Annotated in this window: 14 protein-coding genes; 4 read left to right on the top strand and 10 right to left on the bottom strand. The window is 61.3% G+C overall.

All coding sequences use genetic code 11. The annotated features are described in order from the left end of the window. The first annotated feature begins 58 nt into the window (after positions 1–58). Complete coding sequence (locus TM1040_RS15740) at positions 59–574, top strand: HugZ family protein (protein WP_011539585.1); 516 nt, start codon at positions 59–61, stop codon at positions 572–574. On the opposite strand, the gene TM1040_RS15735 is transcribed toward TM1040_RS15740, so the two are convergent. The 3 genes from TM1040_RS15735 to TM1040_RS15725 all read right to left on the bottom strand — a co-directional run bounded on the left by TM1040_RS15735 (position 571) and on the right by TM1040_RS15725 (position 5,286). Further along, a complete protein-coding gene (locus TM1040_RS15735; RefSeq protein ID WP_011539584.1) occupies positions 571–2,856 on the bottom strand; it encodes a glycosyl hydrolase family 28-related protein in 2,286 nt (761 codons plus the stop codon). The two genes, TM1040_RS15740 and TM1040_RS15735, sit on opposite strands and share 4 nt — an antisense overlap. Before the next feature lie 121 nt (positions 2,857–2,977). After that, a complete protein-coding gene (locus TM1040_RS15730; protein WP_011539583.1) occupies positions 2,978–3,391 on the bottom strand; it encodes a DUF4864 domain-containing protein in 414 nt (137 codons plus the stop codon). Between the two features lie 251 nt (positions 3,392–3,642). Beyond that, entirely contained in the window at positions 3,643–5,286 is a 1,644-nt protein-coding gene (locus tag TM1040_RS15725; RefSeq protein WP_011539582.1) for a lysine--tRNA ligase, read from the bottom strand. A 218-nt stretch (positions 5,287–5,504) separates the two neighbouring features. Between TM1040_RS15725 and TM1040_RS15720 the strand changes: the two genes are divergently transcribed. After that, on the top strand, positions 5,505–5,927 hold the full coding sequence (locus TM1040_RS15720) for a tellurite resistance TerB family protein (RefSeq protein ID WP_011539581.1): 423 nt from the start codon (positions 5,505–5,507) through the stop codon (positions 5,925–5,927). A 145-nt stretch (positions 5,928–6,072) separates the two neighbouring features. Here the strand turns inward: TM1040_RS15720 and dacB are convergent, their stop codons facing one another. The 4 genes from dacB to TM1040_RS15700 all read right to left on the bottom strand — a co-directional run bounded on the left by dacB (position 6,073) and on the right by TM1040_RS15700 (position 9,141). Beyond that, positions 6,073–7,557 carry a D-alanyl-D-alanine carboxypeptidase/D-alanyl-D-alanine endopeptidase gene (gene dacB, locus TM1040_RS15715; protein WP_011539580.1) on the bottom strand — a complete coding sequence of 495 codons (1,485 nt, stop codon included), beginning with the start codon at positions 7,555–7,557 and terminating at the stop codon, positions 6,073–6,075. 97 nt (positions 7,558–7,654) lie between these two features. Next, the gene (locus tag TM1040_RS15710; protein ID WP_011539579.1) at positions 7,655–8,257 is read right to left on the bottom strand and encodes a nicotinate-nucleotide adenylyltransferase; all 603 of its coding nucleotides are present in this window, start codon (positions 8,255–8,257) and stop codon (positions 7,655–7,657) included. 153 nt (positions 8,258–8,410) lie between these two features. Then, positions 8,411–8,626, bottom strand: a complete 216-nt coding sequence (locus TM1040_RS15705; protein ID WP_044026869.1) for a hypothetical protein — start codon at positions 8,624–8,626, stop codon at positions 8,411–8,413. Positions 8,627–8,925: 299 nt separating this feature from the next. Then, the gene (locus TM1040_RS15700) at positions 8,926–9,141 is read right to left on the bottom strand and encodes a hypothetical protein (protein WP_044027246.1); all 216 of its coding nucleotides are present in this window, start codon (positions 9,139–9,141) and stop codon (positions 8,926–8,928) included. Between the two features lie 255 nt (positions 9,142–9,396). Here TM1040_RS15700 and ettA point away from each other — a divergent pair, with 255 nt between their 5' ends. After that, entirely contained in the window at positions 9,397–11,064 is a 1,668-nt protein-coding gene (ettA, locus tag TM1040_RS15695; RefSeq protein ID WP_011539576.1) for an energy-dependent translational throttle protein EttA, read from the top strand. A 100-nt stretch (positions 11,065–11,164) separates the two neighbouring features. Next, a complete protein-coding gene (locus TM1040_RS15690; protein WP_011539575.1) occupies positions 11,165–11,599 on the top strand; it encodes a hypothetical protein in 435 nt (144 codons plus the stop codon). Between the two features lie 172 nt (positions 11,600–11,771). On the opposite strand, the gene TM1040_RS15685 is transcribed toward TM1040_RS15690, so the two are convergent. Genes TM1040_RS15685 through TM1040_RS15675 form a run of 3 tightly spaced genes read right to left on the bottom strand, consistent with a single transcriptional unit; the run spans position 11,772 to position 15,314 of the window. Next, entirely contained in the window at positions 11,772–12,407 is a 636-nt protein-coding gene (locus TM1040_RS15685) for an ATP-binding cassette domain-containing protein (RefSeq protein WP_011539574.1), read from the bottom strand. After that, positions 12,400–14,097 (bottom strand): ABC transporter permease, encoded by a 1,698-nt coding sequence (locus TM1040_RS15680; protein WP_011539573.1) that lies wholly within the window; start codon positions 14,095–14,097, stop codon positions 12,400–12,402. Before TM1040_RS15680 ends, TM1040_RS15685 begins: the two co-directional genes overlap by 8 nt. 17 nt (positions 14,098–14,114) lie before the next feature. Beyond that, positions 14,115–15,314, bottom strand: coding sequence for an ABC transporter substrate-binding protein (locus tag TM1040_RS15675; RefSeq protein WP_011539572.1), 1,200 nt, complete (start codon positions 15,312–15,314; stop codon positions 14,115–14,117). Positions 15,315–15,386: the final 72 nt, after the last annotated feature.

Below are 15,386 nucleotides of genomic sequence, written 5' to 3'. Positions count from 1 at the left end.
GCCAGCCGGATTTCGATCCGCCCGCCCGGACACATTTACAGATCGGAAACGTGCGAGCATGCCACAAGATACCCCACCCTCCGAAAAACCGACCTCTCCAATCCGCCCCACCGATGATGAGGCGCGCACGCTGGCCCAGAGCCTGATCGCAGAGGCAGATTTTGCCGCGCTCGCAACGCTCAGTGATGAGGGCCACCCGGTCCAGAGCCGCGTCGCCTTTGCGCTCGATGCGTCGGGTGGGCCGATTTCGCTCGTCTCGACACTGGCGCAGCACGCTCAGGCGATGGCGGTCCGCCCGCAGGTCTCTCTCCTTGTGGGAGAGCCGGGCGAGAAGGGCGATCCGCTGACCCATCCGCGCCTGACACTCAATGGGACGGCCGAGATCCTGCCCAATGGTTGCCCCGCGCATGAGGAGATGGCCACGCATTATCTGCGCCGCCACCCCAAGGCAAAGCTCTACATTGGATTTGCCGATTTTCATTTTGTGCGTTTCCAGATCCGGGAGGCGTTTTTGAACGGCGGCTTTGGCAAGGCCTATCAACTCACGCCGGCGGATCTGGGCCTCGTGCCCTAGCGGTCGATCCGGATCAACGTGCGCACGGTGCCGCGCACGGCCTGTTCCCAGACGAGATCGATCTTGTTGTTGCTGCCGCCTTCCTGCGTGCGCACGTAGTGGCCGGGATAGACCACCGAGCCGCCGCTGTTTCGAAGCGAGCCTTCCACGATCACCGCATCCACGGCGCGGCTGTGGCCGTCAAACGGCAGCGCGCCGCCCGTCGCGATGGTCCAGGTGCTTGCGGCGGTGTTCTGGTCGAATTCCACCCTCAGGGGGTTTCGGCTCTGGGTGGTGACGTTGTGGAAACTGTTGGCGTCAAAGAAGACGTCCTTGGCGCGGCTGAAATCAAGGTCGGCAAAGCTCGTATCGACTCGTTCGGCGCGGTCGATGGTGCCGTTGATCGAGCGGAACTTGTTGCCGGTCACGGACACCCCGTTGAGGAAATGCCCGCTGCCATATGGCTTTATCACGATGTAGCTGAACCAGCTCGCTACATCGCCGCTGAGGAAGACATTGTCGGTGATCGACATGGCCGCAAAGGAGAACCCGCCATTGAAATCGGGGTTTGCGTCATATTCGTTGGTCCACTCGATAAAGCAGTTGTCGATGTAGTTTTCCGAAATCGTATGCGAGGCATAGGTGTCTGTAACCACGATGCCCGCCGTGCGGATGCCACCCGCCACGCTGTCACCCTGAAAGAAATGGTTGCCGGTCACCGTGTGGTTCGATCCGGCCATCACCGCCCAATGCAGGAACCGCGTGGCGCGGTTGTGGCGCAGCTTCACATCGTTGGAGTTCACATTGAGCGCGATGGTCTCGCGATCCGCCACATCCGCTGCATCCTCGTCCGACAGGAACTGGCAGTTGTCGACCAGCATACCCTGACAGCCGCTGCCAATCGAGGTGATCCCGCGCGCGCTGGGACGGGTGAAGAAACAGTCGTGCAGGGCAAACACGGTGCCCGCAGGCGACAGCCGTAGCGCGCTGGCGACGCCATTGCATTGAAACTCCACGCCAGAGATGCCGAATTTCTTGAGTGAGGAGAATCCGGAAAAATCCAGCATGTATTTGAACGCGGTGAAGGTGAAGTTCTGCGTGCCTTCGGCGTCATACAAAGGCTGGCTCAGGGTCAGGCGGCTTGCACCTAAGTTTTTGGCCGTCACGTAAACCTCGCGGCCCACGCCCGCGCCCTCGACCAGCGCCCCCACGGGGATGGCGGAAATATTGGCCACATTGGTCAGCGTTTTCTTGTCAGAGGCGCTATAGGTCGCCTGTGCGGTGATCACGTTGTGATCCCACGCCGCCCCCGCTTGCGCCGCAAACTGGCCGTTGCGGATATAGCGGCGGGTGGCGTAGCTGGTGCGATTTGGCACCGCCGCCTGCATGTCGATCGGACCACTGAGCGCGATGCTGCGCCCGCCGAGATCGAGGCTTTCGTGATCGACACTGTTCAACAGCGCCTGAAACGCCTTCTTGAAGGCCAGCTCCTCATCGCCAAACGCCGCCGCATAGGTCGGATAGTCATAGCTTTTGGTCAACAAAAGCATGGCGTTATCAGGCATCGACAGCGTGCCCTCAAAGATCACATCATGGTTGAGCGAGAGCGTGCTGTTGATCCGAAATTCGCCATCGGGCACCAGAATGCGCCGACCATTGGCGGCATCATCCGCGGCCTCAAATGCCGCGTGGCAGTCGGCGGCTCCATCGCCCACGGCGCCAAAATCAGTCACATCAACGACGCTCAGCATATCGCGCAAAAAGACGCTGGTGATGTCCTCGATCACGAAGTCGTCCACCCGGATCACACCACCATTGGCGCCGGTGAGGTTCAGCCCGAGATGGCCATAGGCGGCGTCCAGCCCCCAGGGCATATCAACGCCGGATCGGCTGCCGGTGCCGACGATGGCCTGCACCTCGACCACCTCGCCATAGGCGCTGAGGGTGGTGCCCGGCCCGCTCTCGATGACGCCGGAGACATGGCTGTTGTTCGCCGCACCGGCCCAGCCTGCAATGCGCACTGTCGGAAGGGCACCGCTCATGGCTTTGACGCGGGCGGTCACGCGCAGATAGCAGCCCGGCAGGATCGGGGTCTCGCCCATGTAGCGCAGGCGCTGGGTGCTGTCGGTTTTCTGCAGCTCAAGGCAGCCGCCAAAATCAGCATCCCCCGCCACAAGTGCCGCATTGGCGGCGCCGTCATAAGTGTCAGAGCCGGGCGTGCCATCGCCGCTGGACCAGACGCCAAGGCCCTGAGAAAACGCGGGCGGCATCAGTTGCAGACCGTCGGTGATTGCCTTGTTCATATGTAGACCCTTTCCTGTTCCACCACGTCGGGAGTGAGGAAAGGTTCTAGCAGTCCGGTCTTAAATCCCGCTCAGGAGGGCGTACGCAGCCCGCGCAACACCCGGCGGGGTCTTGGCCGTTTCAGACGTTGGCGCCCGGGGCCTTGATCAGCTGTACAGCGTTGATTTTCCAACCTGCTTCAGTCTCAATCATCTGATAGTCGAGCATGTGGATATCGCCATCGGCATCGGTCACCATGACGCGTTGCCAGAGATTTCCGGCCACCTCGCGCAGTTCGAGGTAGCGCACATCTGCCGGACGCCAGACCATCGGATAGCCCTGTTCGACCATGGTGGCGAACCGTTCCGGCGTGCCAAACAGCGCGCGAATATTGGGCGAGGCAAACCCAAAGGCGGTCCCCATATCATTGGCTTGGAAGGCCTCGATCTGGGCTCCAATGACGCCGGTGATCGGCTCCTTTTGCGCCTTGGCCGGCGTGCCAAGCGTCGCCACCGCCAGCGCGGCCACAAGGCCAAATGTCACCATCATCCGCATCACAAAACTCCTCCGTACCAACACCCGATACGAGATGAGATAGCGTGTCGGCGTATTCGGTCAAAAAACGGGGAGGGTGTGGAGGCAAGCGCAGCAGGGATCGCGTGCGGCGAGACGTTTGTCAGGCCTTTCGATCTGAACCTGCCTGCAGGCAGCTCCGCAGCTGATGTGATGGATTAACGGAAAACGGCCAACGGAAAACGGGCGCCCACTTGGGACGCCCGTTGTATGATTATTGGTGTTTGTAGGTCTCAGACCAGATCGCCCGCCAAGGCGCTTTCGATCAGCGTGATGGTGTCCTCGACGCCATAGAGCGCGATGAAGCCGCCAAAACGTGGTCCCTGGCTTGCACCCAGAAGCACCTCGTAGATCGCAGAGAACCAGGCACGAAGGGGCTCGAACCCGTGGATCTTGCCAATCGCAAAGACCACCGACTGCAGGAACTCTTCGTCGGCAAAGTTGGCCTCGGGCAGCGGATCATCATTGCCGACCAGTTCGTTTTTCTTGGCGATCGCGGCCAGTGCCGCCTCGGAAGAGCGCAGCGCATCGGCCAGATCCGTGAGCGCAGCGCGCTCCTGATCGGTGGGCAGGCGGTAGGTTTTTGCGGGTTTCACAAAGTCGTTGAAATAGCGCACTGCATGGCCTGCGGCCTGATCCATGCCGGGGTGGGTCTCGGCAGTGGCGTCGGGCGCGTATTTGTTGATGAAGCCCCAGAGGGTTTCCTTGTCTTCGGCGTTGGAGACGCTGGCGATGTTCAAGAGCATCGAGAACGGCACCACCATATCCGACTGCGGGACGTTGCCGCCGTGGATGTGCCAGACCGGGTTGCTGAGCTGCGCCTTCAGGTCCTGACCGTGATAGGCCCGCAATTGCTGGTGATATTCATCCACTGCCTTGGGGATCACGTCAAAATGCATCCGCTTGGCGGTCTTGGGCTTTTGATACATGAAATACGCAAGGCTTTCGGTCGAAGCGTAGGTCAGCCATTCGTCGATGGAGACGCCATTGCCGGAGGTCTTGGAGATCTTCTGGCCGTTTTCATCGAGGAACAATTCATAGGTGAAATGCTCCGGCGCGCGCTGGCCCAGCACCCGGCAGATGCCGTCATAAATCGGTGTATTGGTGGAGTGGTCCTTGCCGTACATCTCGAAGTCGACGCCAAGCGCGGCCCAGCGGGCGCCAAAGTCAGGCTTCCACTGCAGTTTCACATTGCCGCCGGTCACCGGCAGGGTCCACTCGCGACCGTCTTCATCGTCAAAGGTGATGGTATAGGTCTCGGCGCAGACCTTTTTCATCGGCACATAAAGGACGCGGCCGGTCTCGGGGTGGATCGGCAGGAAGATCGAATAGGTCTGGCGGCGCTCTTCACGCAGGGACTTCAGCATGATCGCCATGATGTCATCGTATTTGTCGACCGCGCGCTTCAGCACTTCGTCGAACTGGCCGGAGCCGTAGAACTCGGTGGCGGAGTAGAACTCATACTCAAAGCCGAAGGTGTCGAGGAAGCGGCGGAGCATTGCGTTGTTATGGTGGCCAAAGCTCTCATGCGTCCCAAACGGGTCCGGCACCGAGGTGAGCGGCTTTTGCAGATGCTCGGTGAGGCTCTCGGCGTTGGGCACGTTGCCGGGGATCTTGCGCATCCCGTCAAGGTCATCGGAAAAGCAGATCAGCTTGGTCGGAATGTCGGAGATCACCTCGAAAGCGGTTTTGATCATGGTGGTGCGGGCCACCTCGCCAAAGGTGCCGATATGGGGCAGGCCGGAGGGCCCATAGCCTGTTTCAAAGAGCACATAGCCCTTTTCCGGCGCGCCCTTGGCGTAACGTTTGAGAATGCGGCGTGCTTCTTCAAACGGCCAGGCTTTGCTCTTCAGAGCTTCTTCGCGCAGAACAGACATGATGTACTCCAGTCAGCGTCTTTTTCAGGGATGATCAGTGGCACCACGCACACTGACGCGTTTCTCTATTGTGCCTGTGCAGCATGAGTCAACAAGCGCCAGCCGTGAAGCGTGGGCGGAAAACCACTTTTCGCAAGGGCTCTTGTTGTATGCGCGGCAGGGCGGGCTTATCCTAAGGGCGCGACAACGCAAGGACTTCGGCACAAAGGACGCCCAAGATGACAGAAGAAACGATCCAGCTGCTGACCCCACAGGACTGCCTTGTGGCGGTAATGGTTGCGGTGTCGGCCTCGGACGAGGACATTCGCACCGCCGAGCTGGTGAAGATCCAGAATGCGATCAACATGCTGCCGATCTTTGCCGAGTATGACGCGGACCGGATTGCTGCTGTCTCACGCACCGTGTTTGACCTCTTTGAGCAGGAAGATGGGCTGGATGCGCTGTTTGGGCTGGTCCGTGAGATCCTGCCGGAGCGTCTGAATGAAACCTGCTATGCGCTGGCCTGCGATGTGGCGGCGGCAGATGGCAAACTCAACGAGGGCGAGCTGCGGCTTTTGGAAGAAATCCGCTACGAGATCAACGTGGACCGCCTGCATGCGGCCGCGATCGAGCGCGGGGCGCGTGCGCGCCACATGGTCTGAGCCGCGCGATCGGAGACGGGATGCGAGGCTCTGCCTCGCGCTCCGGGATATTTGCGGTTAGAAGAATGAGCAGAACAGGGCGCGGGATGGCGCCCTTTTTGTTCCGGCTTGGTTTAGAACAGGGTGACGTGCCGGCGGCTGGGGTTCAGGAGCCGTAGACCTGTCCCCACCGGTCCAGCAGGTTTTGCTGTAGCTTCTTTGCGCGTGTGTTCCAGCTGCGCCCTCCGCGCGGGCGTTCACGTTCGGCACGGCTGATCTTGGCGCGGGCGCGCTGGTCGGCGCTGAAGATTGCAAAGACAAGCTCGCCGCCATCGGGCGTGTTGATAAATCCGCCAAGCCCCGAGACAAAATTGAGCGTGCCGGTTTTGGCCGCGATCTTCACAGGGTGGGTTTTGATCGGGCGGCCCTTGGCATCGTTGAAATAGTAGGGCTTGAGCAGTGGTTTCAGCGCACCGGTGCGGCGTGACGCAAGCAGCGCGCGCACCATGTCATTGGCGCTGAGACGGGATTCTTCGCCAAGGCCCGAGTGGTCCACCATCTTGCAGTGCTGCATGCCGAGGGCGCTGCGCGCCCAGTCGCTCATTCTCTGCCCCGAGGACTTGAGGCTTGAGGGGCGGGCGCCGCGCTGCAGGGAGGCCGTCATGCCGATCATTTCGGCCATCAGGTTGTTGGAGTATTTGAGCATGGCGCGCAGCAGGTCCGGCAGCGGCGCGCTCTGGATCTGGGCGACCACGGTGCCGCCGGGCAGGGTCGCGGTGGTCTTTGGGCTCGGCAAGGCGATCCCGTTGGCACGAGCGAGGGTCTGGAACACATCCCCGGCATAGAGCGCGGGATTGCGCACCGGCAACCACCGCGCGCCCCCATTGCCGAGGGCGCCGCTGGCGACGGTCCAATGATCGATGCCCGCCTTGTTCTCATAGCTGTAGACTGGCAGATCGCGCCGCGCGACGGCCATTTTCGAGGTATAGACGTCGGGGCGGTACTTTTGTGTGCGGGCATCCATCGTGATGGCCCAGTTGTTGCCCGCGCGCTTCCATTCAAAATGAACCCGGTTGAAGTTCAGCGCGATGCCACTCACAGAAGGGCTGTAGCCGATATGATCGGGCTGGTCCGGGTCGATCGACCGGATATAGGGAAGCATATCCTCCCAGATCAGCAGGCGGCCAGTGACGCCCCGCACGCCCGCCGTCTTCATTTGGCCGGCGAGATTGGCAAGCCCATCCGTGTCGAGCGTTGGATCGGCGCCGCCAACCAGCACAAGATCGCCCTGAATGATCCCGTTCTTGAGCGGGCCAGTGGCCACCAGGCGGGTTCGAAACCGGTAGCCAGCACCAAGCGAGTCGAGCGCGTAAAGCGCCGTGAGAACTTTTGCCACGCTGGCAGGGGGTAAAAGCGCGTCGCCCTCCACACTTTCGAGGACCTGACCGGTGCGCGCGTTGGCGACTACGCAGGTGCTCTGCCCTGAGAGCCCCGCGCCACGCAGGATCGCGTCGAGACCATCTGCGCCGGGGGTATAGGGGCTGAGCCCGCGGGCCTTGGGGCGAGGGGTGTAGCCGGGGGCATTGGCCAGCGCGGGGGCCGCGGCAAGCCCCGCGAGGGCGGTGCTGAGAAAGTGACGACGTGAAATCATATTGAGTATTTTGGAGCAAATTCCCGAACAGAGCGCAAATGCTTTGATGGTTTGCCAGCAAGAAGTTTATGTGACGTGTCGCTTCGACGGCGCAGCTCTAGCCTGTCCACGCTCCGCGCTTGCGAATTTCGGTCGAAGAGGCCTTTGTCATCGGCACGTTCAAGAAGCACCAGGCCGGGGAGGACGCGCGCGCCAGGAGGTGACTTTGCCCGGCGGGAATGCGGTGCTGGCTGTAGATGCGCGCCGCGCGCGAGAGCCGGGCCGAGATCCGGTCGCCGGGGCGGGCGAGGACGCCTACGGGAACGCTTTCCATGATGCCGCGCCAGTTCTTCCAGCGGTGAAAATGTGCAAGGTTGTCCGCCCCCATCAGCCAGACAAACCGGACCTGTGGATAGAGTTTGCGCAGCTCGCGCAGGGTTTGCGCGGTGTATCGGGTGTTGAGCCGCGCCTCGATGTCACTGATGCGCACGCGCGGATGATCCATGATCTCGCGCGCGGCCTTGATACGGCGGGTCATGGAGGCAGGCGGGTTTTCCTTTAGCGGATTGCCGGGTGTCACCAGCCACCAGAGCTGATCAAGGTCGAAGCGTTTGAGCGCGGCGCGCGAGATCTGCACATGGCCTTCGTGTGGCGGATCGAAGGATCCTCCCAGAAGGCCCACGGTCATACCGGGCGCAAGATACGGGTACGCATGTCTCATCCAGGGATTGATGCGCAGATTTGGCAGGGGAAGGCAACGGTTAGCATACGCTCTGGGAGGCTATGCCGTGTGGTGCGTCATGCGCGCGAAACCGAGTAAACCGCATCCTTCAATGCGATCAAGCTGCACGCCACACTGGCTGCTCTTGGGGCATCAGCTGGTCGCAGTCTCTTGTGATGGCGGGGATTGCCAATAGGGTGTCCGGCTCCGCAAGAGATGCGTGAGCACCGTGATGCTCAATGTGCTGAGGGCCCCCACGAAAGAGTACAGCAGCAAGCAGATCCAGAAGGACAGATCGAGTGCAAAAAAGCCAATCGCTGCGCACGTCAGTCCGGCGATCATGCCGAGCAGCAGTCCAGCCAATGCCATGATGCACTCTCCTCCGTCTGTCATGTCGTCGCATTTGAAAGAGCGGGCGGTGCGTTTGCCGGCTCTCTCCCGTCCGCGCTGCCAAAGAAACGTGGTTTATTTCAGCAGAGGAGTATTTAGGAAAGGTTAATAAGCGGGCCCTGCGCCCTCCCTGTGCTGACTGGCGTATAGGGGCAGACCATCTGGGACAGCGTTGGGGTGAGGCCGGAACCGGCCGGAGAGTCCCTTCATGAAGGAAAGCGCGCAAAGAAAGGCTCGCAGTGGCCCGATCGCCGCCTTGGGTCTGGTTATAAGAGGGGTCAGGCGTGTGCGACCGCGCGCTCTTCGGAGGGGGTGTCGCTCTGGCGGCGAGACTGCAGGATCACGCCCACAAAGAGGGTCATGACGCTTACGAGAAGTCCAGAGCCAACGTAGACCGCGCTGCAGAGCAAAAGGCTTGCCCCGAAAAACACTCCGGCGCTCACGGCGCTGACGCTGCCGCCAATGACCCCGAGTATGAGTGCTGCCACGATCATAATGGTCTCCTGTTGTCTCTTTCTGAGTGGCGCAGCCCTGACGCGCGCCGCTGCGGACTGCTTGATCGTAAGATTAAAGATAAATGTGGTAAGAATATGGTCCACCCCACGGCCGCAATTTTTTGCGCTGGTCGGGCTGCGGTCATGTTGCAGGCAGAGGCGGCCCCAAAGCCTGCGCATTGCAGCGATTGCTCCTGCGTCGCGCACGCGCTATCACAGCGGCCAAACTCTTTCCCCTAATGACGGAGCAATCCCATGGCCTCCTACCAATACGTCTACCACATGCAGGGTGTCTCCAAGACCTACCCGGGTGGCAAGAAATGTTTTGAAAACATCCACCTGTCCTTCCTGCCCGGCGTGAAGATCGGTGTTGTCGGCGTCAACGGCGCCGGTAAATCGACCCTGATGAAGATCATGGCCGGTCTCGACAAGGATTTCACCGGCGAGGCCTGGGCGGCCGAGGGCGCCAAGGTCGGCTATCTGCCGCAGGAACCGCAGCTCGACGAGAGCTTGAGCGTGCGCGAAAACGTCATGCTTGGCGTCAAGGAAAAGAAAGACAAGGTCGATCGCTTCAACCAGATCGCGGTTGAGATGGCTGAAAACTACACCGACGAGCTGATGGAAGAGATGACGGCCCTGCAGGACGCCATCGATTCCGAGAACCTCTGGGATCTCGACAGCCAGGTCGATGTCTCCATGGAGGCGCTGCGCTGCCCGCCGGATGATGCCAAGATCGCTGATCTTTCGGGCGGTGAGAAGCGCCGTGTGGCGCTGTGCAAGCTTCTCTTGGAAGCGCCCGACATGCTGCTTTTGGACGAACCGACCAACCACCTGGACGCGGAAACCATCGCCTGGCTGCAGCAGCACCTCATCGACTACAAGGGCACCATCCTCTGCGTCACCCACGACCGCTATTTCCTCGACGACATCACCGGCTGGATCCTGGAACTCGACCGCGGGCGCGGCATTCCTTACGAGGGCAACTATTCGAGCTGGCTGGAGCAAAAGGCCAAACGTCTGGAGCAGGAAGCCCGCGAGGACAAGGCAAAGCAGAAAACGCTGGAGCGCGAACTCGAATGGATGCGTCAGGGCCAGAAAGCCCGTCAGGCAAAATCCAAGGCCCGTATCGCCGCCTACAACGAGATGGCCAACACCTCCGAGCGGGAAAAGGTCGGGCGCGCCCAGATCGTCATCCCCAACGGTCCGCGTCTCGGCGGCAAGGTGATCGAGGTCGAAAACCTCGGCAAACACTACGGCGACAAGCAGCTGATCGAAGACCTGTCCTTCTCGCTGCCGCCGGGTGGCATTGTTGGTGTGATCGGTCCCAACGGCGCGGGTAAGTCGACGCTGTTCAAGATGCTCACTGGTCAGGAACAGCCCGATCAGGGGTCTGTGACCTATGGCGACACGGTAAAGCTCTCTTACGTTGACCAGTCCCGCGATGACCTCAACGACAACGACACCGTCTGGGAAGCGATTTCCGGTGGTGCCGAGATTATTGAGCTGGGCGATGCGCAGGTCAATTCGCGCGCCTATTGTTCCTCGTTCAACTTCAAGGGCGGCGATCAGCAGAAGAAGCTGAACCTTCTCTCTGGGGGTGAGCGCAACCGTGTCCACATGGCGCGCCTTCTGAAAGAAGGCGGCAACGTCTTGCTGCTCGACGAGCCGACCAACGACCTCGACGTGGAAACCCTGCGTGCGCTTGAAGATGCGCTGGTCGATTTTGCCGGCTGCGCGGTGGTGATCTCGCACGACCGTTTCTTCCTCGACCGGATCTGTACCCACATCCTCGCCTTTGAAGGCGACGCGCATGTGGAGTGGTTCGAGGGCAACTTCGAAGACTATGAAGAAGACAAGAAACGCCGTCTGGGTCCGGACGCACTTGAGCCCAAGCGCCTGAAGCACAAGAAGTTTGTGCGGTGAGATAGGGTGAAACACCTTGTCCTGTGACACTGGTTGGGGCGCTTGAGGCGCCCCAACGCGTTTGAGTAGGTCACACTAAATACTCAAGTGGATGTAATAAATGAGCGATATTGATGCGTTCTTTCATAATGAACAAGGTAATTACACTGTCGATGATGGAGGTAGAAAGGCGGTTTTGAAAATCTTCTTGATACTTCTTGCATCATCCTTGATCGCTATCCCTTTAATGTCGGGGGATCACTTTAGCCAAAAACGCTCCGTGTTATTTTTTCTTTCCCCATTTCTATTTTTGGCAGCTTGGTCAACCTGGGCGTCTTTGAAGAAGGTGCATCACGTCGTTGTACATGAGGACAAAGTTGAGATACTGCCTTTGGGATTAGCGTTTTATAAGAAAGACTTGGTCGCAGCCGGGATCAGATCGTTCGGCAAACAAGAGCGGTTGATTGAATTGAAAACTTTTCGATGGTCTTTCAAATATTATATGCGGTCTCTCGTCTGGATCGGCAATTGTGTGAGTATTCCGATTGAGCGATAGGTTTTTGAAAAAAACCAGGGTTTTCCTATGCTGTCGCGGCACATGTATTATCGCTGAGTTGTCGCGTGAGATACGGACGCTGCTAATTAGAACGTCGTAAAGCTTGTTTTTCTTGTTTGGGTATCCCTCGCGATTAGTCTATTTGAAAATGGACGGTCGGTATGCCCAACCCTCATGGCTCCAACTGAACAATCGGCCCCCCTGCGGCCTCGGCGTCTGCGGCATCATGTGTCACCATCAGCACCGGCAGCGCGCGGTCGCGGGCGAAGGTGTACACCAGATCGCGCATCTGGCTGCGCAGGGTGGCGTCCAGCCGGGAAAACGGCTCGTCCAGCAACAAGAGATCCGGCTCGGAGAGCAGCATGCGCATCAGGGCCACGCGGGCTTTTTGACCGCCCGAGAGCGTCTCCGGGTCGCGGTCGTGAAAGCCCTCTAGGCCGATTTCTGCCAGCGCGTCTTTGATGCGCGCGCGACGGGTGCGGCCTCGGATATGGGGTGCAAGGCCAAAGGCGAGGTTGGCCCCAACGCTCAGGTGCGGAAACAACAAATGGTCTTGGAACAGGATGCCGACACGGCGCGCCTGCGGGGGCAGGGGGCAGAGGTCGCGGCCATTGAGGAAGATCCCGCCCTCAAGGCTGAAATCCGTGCTCATCTGTCCGGTGATGGCCGCAAGCAGGGTGGATTTTCCAACACCCGAGGGCCCCATCACGCTCAGGATGGTGGCGGGGGGCACGGTGAGGTCGAGTTCCAACAGGGGATGGTCGCCCCGCAGGATGCGCAGGGCACGCAGGCTCAGGCCCTCAGCCATGATGAAGTCCTCTTCGGTTGCGCCAGACGAACAGCGGCAGGGCCAGCGCCAGCACAAAGGGCAGGAGCGCCGCAGCCGTCTGCACCAGCCCGTATAGGCCAATGGCGCGGCGGTCGCCACCGGCGGCGAGGGCGACGGCTTCGGTGGTGAGGGTCTGGATGCGTCCGCCTCCGACCAGAAGCGTCGGCAGATATTGCCCGACCGAGACCGCCATGCCCACGGCCACTGCGGTCAGGATCGGCGCCAGCAGCATCGGTAGTCTGAGTTGCAGAAAAATCCGGTTCCGAGAGGCCCCCATGGCCGCGCCCACGGCCCCAAGCCGCGGATCCCACGCCTTGTAGGGGCCTTCGAGCGACAGGCGCAGGTAGGGCAGCACAAACACAAGATGCGCCAGCACCACTGCCCAAAGCGTGCGGTCGATGCCAAACCCCAGCAAAAGCGTCTGCATGCCGGGCAAAAACGCGGTTTGCGGCACCAGGAGCGGTAAATACAAGAGCCAGAGCCCCTTGCGGGTGAGGCGCAGGTTGCGGCGCTCCTCGGTCTCAAGACAGCCGAGCGTCAGAACGAGCGCTGCAAGCGTGGCCGCACCGGCGATGGCAAAGGTGGTGGCGAGTGTCTCAAGTGCGGCGGGGCTGTTGCGGCTCCAGCTGCGCAGGCTCATTCCGTCGGGCAGGAGGTCGGGAAAGCTCCACCGGGCGGCAAAGGACCAGACCACCAGCCCCAAAAGCCCCGCGAGCACCAGCCCGACAGAGGTCGCGGCTGCGGCCAGTCCAAGCGCGCGCCAGAGGCCATCGCGCGAAAACCGCCACCCGCGATAGATCAGACCCGTGCCAAGCGCGGCGATCCCCCGTTCTGCGCCGCGCCACAGCAGAAGGGCGCCGATCACCAGTGCCAGTTGCACCAGCGCACCCGCCGAGGCCAGCGTGCGCAGCGTGAGATCAGGCTCTGCCATCCAGCGCACGATCTGCACCGAGAGGGGCGGCGGCGTATTGGGGCCGAGGATCACGGCCACATCCACCACCGACATGGAGTAGGCCAGCACCACATAGATCGGCAGGCGGATGCGCTGATATAGGGCTGGCCCCACCGCGAAGATCCACGCCGCCACACGCCCGTAGCCAAGCGCCATGGCGACACGCAGACGGCCTTGGCTGTCGATCTGGCCCAGGGCGGCGAGGCTGATGAGCAACAGGAAGGGGACTTCCTTGACGACAAGCCCAAGCGTCATCGCAAGGCCCCAAGGGTCCTGCACCAGCAAAACATCAGGCGGGCGCTGCCATCCGGTGAGCCAGGGGCTCAGGGCGCGGGCGATCCAGCCGGAGGGTTGGATCAGGAACAACAGGCCAAAGGCGGCTGCCGCATGTGGAACGGACAGGAGCGGCGACAGCAGCCGCAGCACCGCCCGAAAGGGCCGGGTGCCGGACCAGCCCGCCAGCAACAGAAGTGTAATCAAAAGCGACAGGAGTGTCGCCAGCACACCCGTGACGAGGCTGAGGCGCACCGCTGGCCCAAGGCCGGGCCAGTTCCAGAGCGCCTCAAACGGCTGCAGCGACGGCCCGTAGAGCCCCGCCACCGGCAGATGGCCGAAGGCGGCGCTGATTGTCCCCCACAGCCCCGCCAGAACCGGCCCGATCAGGACCAGGATGGTCAAGACGGGCAAGACCGGAGGCAGGGCGAGGGGGAGGCGCACAGGGAGTGATCTGGGGATCAGTTGCCAACGCCGTAGCGCGCCACCCAGTCCTCGGAGATGCGGGTCATCCAGCTGGGGTGCGGTTCAGGCTGCACAGGGCCGAGTTCCTCGGGGGTCAGGGTGGCGATCCCGAGATCGAGCGTGCGGAAGGCCGCGCGGTCCTGCACCGAGAGCGCATTGAGATCGAGCACGGTGCCATAGCCCAGAACGTCCGGGTCCTGGGCGCGCAGTTGGGCCTCGGGCGACATCAGGAAGTTCGCAACCACCATGGAGGCCGCCTTGGAGCCGGAATTATAGGGGATCGCCACAAAGGATGCATTGCCGATCGTGCCCTTGTCGAGCACGAAGGTGCGCACGCTTTCGGGCAGCTGGTAGTTGGCGATGGCGGTGCTCGCTTCGCCGGGGCTGAAAGAGATCGCGAGATCAATCTCGTCGTCATTCATCAACTGCAGCTGACGCGGGCCAGTGGCGGGATAGGCGCGCCCCTCGCGCCACAACAGCGGCGTCAGCTCTTCGAGAAAGGCCCAGAGCGGGGCAGTGACCTCTTGGTAGTTGTCTTCATTCACGGGCTTGGACAGCGCATCGGCATTGTCGCTCAGGTCAACCAGTGCCTGTTTCAGAAAGGTGGTGCCGAGGAAATCCGGGGGCTGCGGATAGGTGAAGCGACCGGGATGTTCGCGCGCCCAGTCCAACAGCGCCTCCATCGAGCCAAGCCGCTCGGGCAGGTCGGCGGTGTCATGCATGAAGACCACCTGCGCCATCGCCCATGGGGACTCGTAGCCTTCGGTGGGGACGGTGAAATCATGCTGCAGCGTCTTGTTTTCGGTGTCGGCCAGCTGCCAGTTGGGCAGGGCCTCGGCAAAGGGGCCAAACAACAGATCGGCGTCCTTCATCGCGGCGAAATTCGCCCCGTTGATCCAGATGAGATCCACCGCGCCATCGTCATCCTGGCCCGCGGATTTCTCGGTCAGCACCCGCGTGACCGCATCGGCGGTGCTTTCGAGTTTCACATGGTTGAGGGTGATGTCGTAGTCGTCCTCAAGACGTTCGCCCACCCAGGCGATAAAGTCATTGGTCGCGGTGGAGCCGCCCCAGGCATGCCAATGCACCGTCTGCCCTTTTGCATCTTCCACCACGGCGGGCCAATCCGCCGGATCGGGTGTGGCCCAGGCCGAAAGCGGCGCAAGGGCGAGGGCAAGGGACAAGATGCGTTTCATGGCGATCCTCGTTCAAGGGACAAATCCGGCTGCAGTCGGCGTCGCCTCCGGGGAGCGCCCCTGCAATCCCTC

This window comes from Ruegeria sp. TM1040, assembly GCF_000014065.1.
Taxonomy (GTDB): Bacteria; Pseudomonadota; Alphaproteobacteria; order Rhodobacterales; family Rhodobacteraceae; genus Epibacterium.
This window is presented reverse-complemented; position numbering and strand designations above follow the sequence as displayed.